The 7,041-nt window shown below is 67.7% G+C and carries 5 protein-coding genes; all 5 read left to right on the forward strand.

Annotated features, from left to right (window positions below; all coding sequences use genetic code 11):
* The first annotated feature begins 3 nt into the window (after positions 1-3).
* On the forward strand, positions 4-1,677 hold the full coding sequence (locus MKK63_RS20950) for an electron transfer flavoprotein-ubiquinone oxidoreductase (RefSeq protein WP_244005216.1): 1,674 nt from the start codon (positions 4-6) through the stop codon (positions 1,675-1,677).
* A 182-nt stretch (positions 1,678-1,859) separates the two neighbouring features.
* Positions 1,860-2,321 carry a hypothetical protein gene (locus tag MKK63_RS20955; RefSeq protein ID WP_244005218.1) on the forward strand — a complete coding sequence of 154 codons (462 nt, stop codon included), beginning with the start codon at positions 1,860-1,862 and terminating at the stop codon, positions 2,319-2,321.
* The gene (locus MKK63_RS20960) at positions 2,318-2,701 is read left to right on the forward strand and encodes a hypothetical protein (RefSeq protein WP_244005220.1); all 384 of its coding nucleotides are present in this window, start codon (positions 2,318-2,320) and stop codon (positions 2,699-2,701) included. Before MKK63_RS20955 ends, MKK63_RS20960 begins: the two co-directional genes overlap by 4 nt.
* A gap of 140 nt (positions 2,702-2,841) precedes the next feature.
* Positions 2,842-4,710, forward strand: a complete 1,869-nt coding sequence (locus MKK63_RS20965; protein WP_244005222.1) for a tetratricopeptide repeat protein — start codon at positions 2,842-2,844, stop codon at positions 4,708-4,710.
* Between the two features lie 348 nt (positions 4,711-5,058).
* On the forward strand, positions 5,059-6,732 hold the full coding sequence (locus MKK63_RS20970) for a formate--tetrahydrofolate ligase (RefSeq protein WP_244005224.1): 1,674 nt from the start codon (positions 5,059-5,061) through the stop codon (positions 6,730-6,732).
* Positions 6,733-7,041 lie beyond the last annotated feature (309 nt).

The raw sequence follows: 7,041 nt of genomic DNA on the forward strand, positions 1-7,041 counted from the left end.
AGGATGGCGCTGCCCGAACGCGAGAGCATGGATTTCGACGTGGTCGTGGTCGGCGCCGGCCCGGCCGGGCTCGCCACCGCGATCCGCCTGAAGCAGCGCGCCGCCGAGATCGGCCAGGAGATCTCCGTCGTTGTCGTCGAGAAGGGCTCGGAGGTCGGCGCCCACATCCTGTCCGGGGCGGTGATCGATCCGATCGGCCTCGACCGGCTGCTGCCCGAGTGGCGCCAGGATCCGGAGCGTCCGCTCAAGACGGAGGTCCAGCGCGACGAGTTCATGATGCTGACCAAGAACAGCGGCATCACCCTGCCGAACGTGTTCTTCCCCAAGCTCATGTCGAACCACGGCAACTTCGTCGGCTCGCTCTCGAACACGTGCAAGTATCTGGGCGCCCAGGCCGAGGCGCTCGGGGTCGAGATCTATCCCGGCTTCCCGGCCTCCGAGGTGCTGTTCGACGAGGCCGGCGCCGTGGCGGGCATCGCCACGGGCGATCTCGGCATCGGTAAGTCGGGCGAGCCACGCGACGACTACACAAGCGGCATGGAATTGCGCGGCAAGTACACGGTGTTCGGCGAGGGCGCCCGGGGCAACCTCACCAAGGGGCTGATCCAGCGCTTCTCGCTCAACCGGTACAGCGATCATTTCAAGTACGGGCTCGGCGTGAAGGAGCTCTGGCAGCTCGCCCCCGGCAAGTTCGAGCCGGGGCTGGTGCAGCACACGATGGGCTGGCCGCTGCCCAACAAGGCCGGCGGCGGCTCCTGGCTCTACCATTTCGACGACCATCTGCTCTCGGTCGGCTTCGTCACGCACCTGAACTACGAGAACCCGACCCTGTCGCCGTTCGAGGAGTTCCAACGCTTCAAGACCCACCCGATGATCGCCGAGACGTTCGAGGGCGCCAAGCGCATCGGCTACGGGGCGCGGGCCATCATGGAGGGCGGCTGGCAGTCCGTGCCCAAGCTCGTCTTCCCCGGCGGCTGCCTGGTCGGCTGCTCGGCGGGCTTCGTGAACGTGCCGCGGATCAAGGGCTCGCACAACGCGATCCTGTCCGGCATGCAGGCGGCCGACGCCATCGCGGATGCACTCAAGGCCGGCCGCGCGGGCGACGAGGTCACCGCCTACGAGGCCGGCTGGCGCGACAGCCCGATCGGGCAGGACCTGAAGGCCGTTCGCAACGTCAAGCCGCTCTGGTCCAAGTACGGCACGCTGGTCGGCGTCGGGCTCGGCGGCCTCGACATGTGGGCGACCACGATCCTCGGCGCCTCGCCGTTCGGCACGCTCAAGCACGGCAAGCCGGATCACGCCTGCCTCAAGCCGCTCTCCGAGGTGACGCCGATCACCTACCCGAAGCCCGACGGCAAGCTGACCTTCGACCGGCTCTCCTCGGTCTACCTGTCGAACACCAACCACGAGGAGGACCAGCCGCCCCACCTCAAGGTCCGCGATCTGGAGCTGCAGAAGCGCTCCGAGCACGATGTCTACGGTGGCCCCTCGTCCCGCTACTGCCCGGCGGGCGTCTACGAGTGGGTGGCGGATGCCGCCGCGAGCGACGGTGTGCGCTACCAGATCAACGCGCAGAACTGCGTCCACTGCAAGACCTGCGATATCAAGGACCCGAACCAGAACATCGACTGGGTGACGCCGGAGGGGCCGGGCGGGCCGAATTATCCGAACATGTGAGGGAGCCTGATACGAAGCTGATCGATGATCTCCGCTTGGAAACCTGGCGGCCGGCACTAAGCAGGTTTCGCAAAAGTGGCCACCGGTTTTGCGACCAAAACCTGCGATGAAACAAAGATCTAAGCCGATGAAGCGTTGGCTTGCCAACGCAAATCCGCTTAGGATCGGTGCCAGGGGTTAGAATGGCGGAAGTCTTCGTCTCGGAGCAGATCGGTGCACACGTCGTCGTGTTCTCGCACGACCATTGTCCACCCCATATCAGCGCCCTTCAGCGCCGTGAGGCCTGGACGGCACGCATCAGGTTCTCGTTCGTTACCGACGTGGTAGCACTCTGGGATGTCGAGCCGCTCCGCAATGCACCGCGCCGGCGCGCATTGGGACTGCTTCTCGATGAGGTGCAGGATCGCCTCGCGGCCTGCCGGCGGTGTTGGTGGTCCGTCCAAGGCACCACCTGCCTCGAAGGGCGGCTGGCGATGGCACAAGATCGCGAGGAATCTGGATCCCTCACGCTCCTGTCGCGCCGCCGCGGAAAGGCTCGTCAGGTGCGCACGGCCTCCTACGAACCGGACAGCGAAGATCTGAGACTCGTCTTCGGCGACAGCTCAAAGATGGCGATCAAGGCCGGAACAGGGACAGAGGCATGACGCGCCACGTCGTTTCAGAAGCGGACCTTGAGCATGCGCTCGAGCAGGGACGCGTGTGCTCCGCGCGCGCGTTCCGAGCCAGTGCAGTCAGCTACTGGCCCGATCACGATGCCATCGCGATCTTGACAGAGCGGCACGGCGGATTTCTGATCCCCCGCGCGCTGATCGAACCCTTGCGTGAGGTCGACATCCCCGCTTTGTCACGCCTCGAACTCTGGCCGGGGGGCGCCGCCTTCGAGATCGCGGATCTTGACATTCATGTGAGCGTGCACGGACTTCTGACGGCCGCACTGCCGGCCATGATCCCGTCCGAGGTTCTATCGAGCCTGCTCGGGGCGCGCGGCAGCCGTCGCAGGAAACCGGCACCCGAGGCCGCCTAATCCGGGCCCCCCCGCGCCATCCTTTCGCCTTGCGGGGCTGGCGGGATGGGTTCAGTGTCCCCGGCGATTTTTCGGGGATAACCCGCCATTCTCGCGCCCGGCCCCTTGGCGGCCCGGCGCCCAGGAGCCGCGACCGGTTCATGATGACATCCCGCGCCCGCCGGAGCGTCTCGGCGCTCGCCCTGCTGCTGGCCGCAGGTCTGCCGCAGACCGTGCTTGCCGCGCAGCCGAAGGAATCGACCCCGATCCTCGACTACGAACCCGCGGATTCGCTGGAGGGCAACTTCCTCTCCGCCTACATCGCGGGCGCCGCCCGGGACACGACGGCGGCCGCGACCTTCTACCGCGAGGCCGTGAAGGCCGACCCGCGCAACGCCGAACTCGTCGAGCGCGCCTTCATCTCGCTCTTGGCCGACGGCGCCCTGCCGGACGCGTTCCGGGCGGCCGAGAAGCTGATCGCCCGCGATCCGACCAACGGGCTCGCCAACCTCTCGTTGGGGGTGCGCCAGATCAAGGCCGGCCAGTGGGCCGCCGCCCGCCAGAATTTTTCGCGCAGCGGCCGCGGGGCCGCCACGGACCTGACGGCGACACTGCTCACCGCCTGGTCGTATGCCGGCGCGGGTGACGGCAAGAAGGCGCTGGAGACGGTCAACAAGCTTCGGGGCGAGCGCTACTACAACACCTTCCGCGACTACCATGCCGGCCTGATCGCCTCGGTGACCGGCGACAATGCCGAGGCCGAGCGGCGCCTCAAGGCCGCCTACGAGGCCGACCGCAACACCCTGCGCATCGTCGACGCCTATGCCCGGATCGAGGCGAGCCTCGGCCGCACCGATCTGGCGATCCAGGCCTATTCGGACTTCGACCAGCTCTCGCCGCGCCACCCGCTGGTGCGCGACGCCCTCGACAAGCTCAAGGAGGGCAAGCCGCTGACGCGGCTGATCACCACCGCCCAGGAAGGCGCCGCCGAGGTGCTGTACGGGCTGGGCTCGGCGGGCTCGACGCAGGGCGACGAATTGCCCGCCGTGATCTACCTGCGGCTCGCCCTCTACCTCGCCCCCGACCACGCGCTCGCGCGGCTGACGCTGGCCGACACGCTCGACCGGATGAAGCAGCCCGAGCGCGCCAACGAGGCCTACGCGCAGATCCCCGCGACCTCCCCGCTCAAGCTCAACGCCGACATCCAGGTCGGCCTGAACCTGGAGCAGATGGGCAAGGGCGACGAGGCGCTGGAGCACCTCGACGCCACCATGAAGGCGCATCCCGACGACATCGACGTGATCACCGCGCTCGGCAACGTCCAGCGCGCGCGCAAGAAGTACGAGGAGGCGGCCGCCACCTACACCCGCGCCATCGACCTGATCGGCAACCGGCCGCAATCGAACTACTGGACGACCTACTATTTCCGCGGCACCGCCTACGAGCGGGCCAAGCAATGGCCGAAGGCCGAAGCCGACTTGAAGAAAGCCCTCGCCCTGGTCCCGCCCAACCAGCCGGCCGCCAAGGCGCAGGTGATGAACTACCTCGGCTATTCCTGGGTCGATCAGAACACCAATATCGACGAGGCGTTTAAGCTGTTGCAGCAGGCGGTCGAGGCCAGCCCGCGGGACGGCATGATCGTCGACAGCCTCGGCTGGGCCTATTACCGCCTCGGCCGCTGGGACGATGCGGTGCGCGAGCTGGAGAAGGCGGTCGAGCTGAAGCCGGGCGACCCGACCATCAACGACCACCTGGGCGACGCCTACTGGCGCGCGGGCCGGCGGCTGGAGGGCAAGTTCCAGTGGCAGCACGCCAAGGACCTCAACCCCGAGCCGGACGACCTCACGCAGATCAACGCGAAGCTGAAGGACGGCTTGCCCGAGATCGAGAAGCCGACCGCCACGGCCGAGACCGTGCCGGCCCCGGTTGCCGCCCCGCACAACGCCGAAAACCCGGAACTGCCCAAGGGGGCTCCGCAGCCGCACGAGGCGCCGGGCGCCGCCGACAAGGCCAAGAAGTCGGGGGGCTGAGCGGACTTCCACCGGAGCCCGTCATCGCGAGCGCAGCGAAGCGACCCAGGGCGGCGCGACGTCCGGCAGCGTGGCGCTGCTGGATTGCTTCGCTCCGCGCGCAAGGACGACGGCGGATCGGGGCTTCCGGTCCGAAGTCTTGCGGGGTCGCACGCCGAGCGCGGGGGGGATCCCCGCCGGATCGACAAGACTATTTTGTCCACGACCTCATAAAAATCGACGCGCATTTCCCGCCCGTTTGACGCACACTGCGCAGCCGTTCGCGGGCGGCTGCCCGCATGAGCGGACATCCGCACGGCAAGAGCCGGCGGTCGGGCGCCGTGCCCGAGATTCAGGGAGGGAACGCCCATGCCGTCAGACATCGAGATCGCCCGCGCCGCGACCCTGAAGCCGATCGCGCAGGTCGCGGAGAAGCTCGGCATCCCGGATGACGCGCTCCACAATTACGGCAAGCACATCGCCAAGATCGATCACGGCTACATCGCCGGGCTGGAGAGCCGGAAATCCGGCAAGCTCGTGCTGGTCACCGCGATCTCGCCGACGCCCGCGGGCGAGGGCAAGACCACCACCACGGTGGGCCTGGGCGACGCCCTGAACCGCATCGGTGCCAAGACCATGATCTGCCTGCGCGAGCCGTCCCTCGGGCCGTGCTTCGGCATGAAGGGCGGGGCGGCCGGCGGCGGCAAGGCCCAGGTCGTGCCGATGGAGCAGATCAACCTGCACTTCACCGGCGACTTCCACGCCATCACGGCGGCCCACAGCCTCGCGGCCGCGCTGATCGACAACCACGTCTATTGGGCGAACGAGCTCAACATCGACGTGCGCCGCATCCACTGGCGCCGCGTGGTCGACATGAACGACCGGGCGCTCCGCCAGATCACCCAGTCGCTCGGCGGTGTCGCCAACGGTTTTCCGCGGGAGGACGGGTTCGACATCACGGTGGCCTCCGAGGTGATGGCGGTGTTCTGCCTGGCGCGTGACCTCGCCGATCTGGAGGAGCGCCTGGGCCGGATCGTCATCGCCGAGACCCGGGATCGCAAGCTCGTCACCCTCAAGGACGTGAAGGCCACCGGCGCCATGACGGTGCTGCTGAAGGACGCCCTGCAGCCGAACCTCGTGCAGACGCTCGAGGGCAACCCGGCGCTGATCCATGGCGGCCCCTTCGCCAACATCGCGCATGGCTGCAACTCGGTGATCGCCACCCGGGCCGGCCTGCGGCTCGCCGACTACACGGTGACGGAAGCCGGCTTCGGCGCCGATCTGGGTGCTGAGAAGTTCCTGGACATCAAGTGCCGGCAGGCGGGGCTGACCCCGTCGGCGGTCGTGGTGGTGGCGACCGTCCGCGCCCTCAAGATGCATGGCGGCGTCGACAAGAAGAACCTTGGGGCGGAAAACATCGACGCCCTGGAGAAGGGCTTTGCGAATCTCGCCCGGCACGTCACCAACCTGCGCGGCTTCGGCCTGCCGGTAGTGGTCGGCGTCAACCACTTCTACGCCGACACCGACGCCGAGCACGCCAAGCTCAAGGCGCTGTGCCGCGAGCGGCTCGATGTCGAGGCGATCACCTGCCGCCACTGGGCGGAGGGCGGGGCCGGTGCCGAGGAACTCGCCCACGCCGTGGTGAAGCTCAGCCAGGCCGAGCCGGCACCGATCCGCCACGCCTACGAGACCGAGGCGCCGCTCGCCGATAAGATCCGGGCCATCGCCACCAAACTCTATGGCGCCGCCGACATCCAGATCGAATCCAAGGCTCAGGCCAAGCTCGCCGCCTTCGAGAAGGACGGCTACGGGAACCTGCCGATCTGCATGGCCAAGACCCAGTACTCGTTCTCCACCGATCCGACCCTGATGGGCGCCCCCGAGGGCCACATCGTCGGCGTGCGCGACGTCCGGCTCTCGGCCGGAGCCGGCTTCGTGGTGGCGATCTGCGGAGAGATCATGACCATGCCGGGCCTGCCCCGGGTGCCCGCGGCCGACACGATCCGGCTGGACGCCAACGGGCAGATCGACGGGCTGTTCTGAGAATCGCGCGCGGCCTTCACCAAGGTTGGCTCAAGGCCGCGCGGGACCATCCCCGGATTTCAGCGAATCAATCAGCAGGGCTCTGCCCTGAACCCGCAAAAGGTCGCAGACCCAGCCCTTTTAAGGTGTTTTCGGCCCTGTGGGATACCGACCGGAGGCGCTCTCCTCCCCCTTGCGGGGAGGAGTTGGAGGTGGGGGTGGCTCAGGATCGAGCGCTGCGGTGCCTTCTGCACCACCCCCACCCCTGACCCCTCCCCGCAAGGGGGAGGGGAAATACGCTTGCTCTATCGATGATTGAGAAGGGCCATA

Source organism: Methylobacterium sp. J-088 (assembly GCF_022829295.1).
Classification (GTDB): Bacteria; Pseudomonadota; Alphaproteobacteria; order Rhizobiales; family Beijerinckiaceae; genus Methylobacterium.

Excerpts from the sequence above, each read along its gene's own strand:
- MKK63_RS20955 (WP_244005218.1), top strand. The coding sequence starts at position 1,860 with ATGGCGGAAGTCTTCGTCTCGGAGCAGATCGGTGCACACGTCGTCGTG.
- MKK63_RS20970 (WP_244005224.1), top strand. The coding sequence starts at position 5,059 with ATGCCGTCAGACATCGAGATCGCCCGCGCCGCGACCCTGAAGCCGATC.
- MKK63_RS20965 (WP_244005222.1), top strand. The coding sequence starts at position 2,842 with ATGATGACATCCCGCGCCCGCCGGAGCGTCTCGGCGCTCGCCCTGCTG.
- MKK63_RS20960 (WP_244005220.1), top strand. The coding sequence starts at position 2,318 with ATGACGCGCCACGTCGTTTCAGAAGCGGACCTTGAGCATGCGCTCGAG.
- MKK63_RS20950 (WP_244005216.1), top strand. The coding sequence starts at position 4 with ATGGCGCTGCCCGAACGCGAGAGCATGGATTTCGACGTGGTCGTGGTC.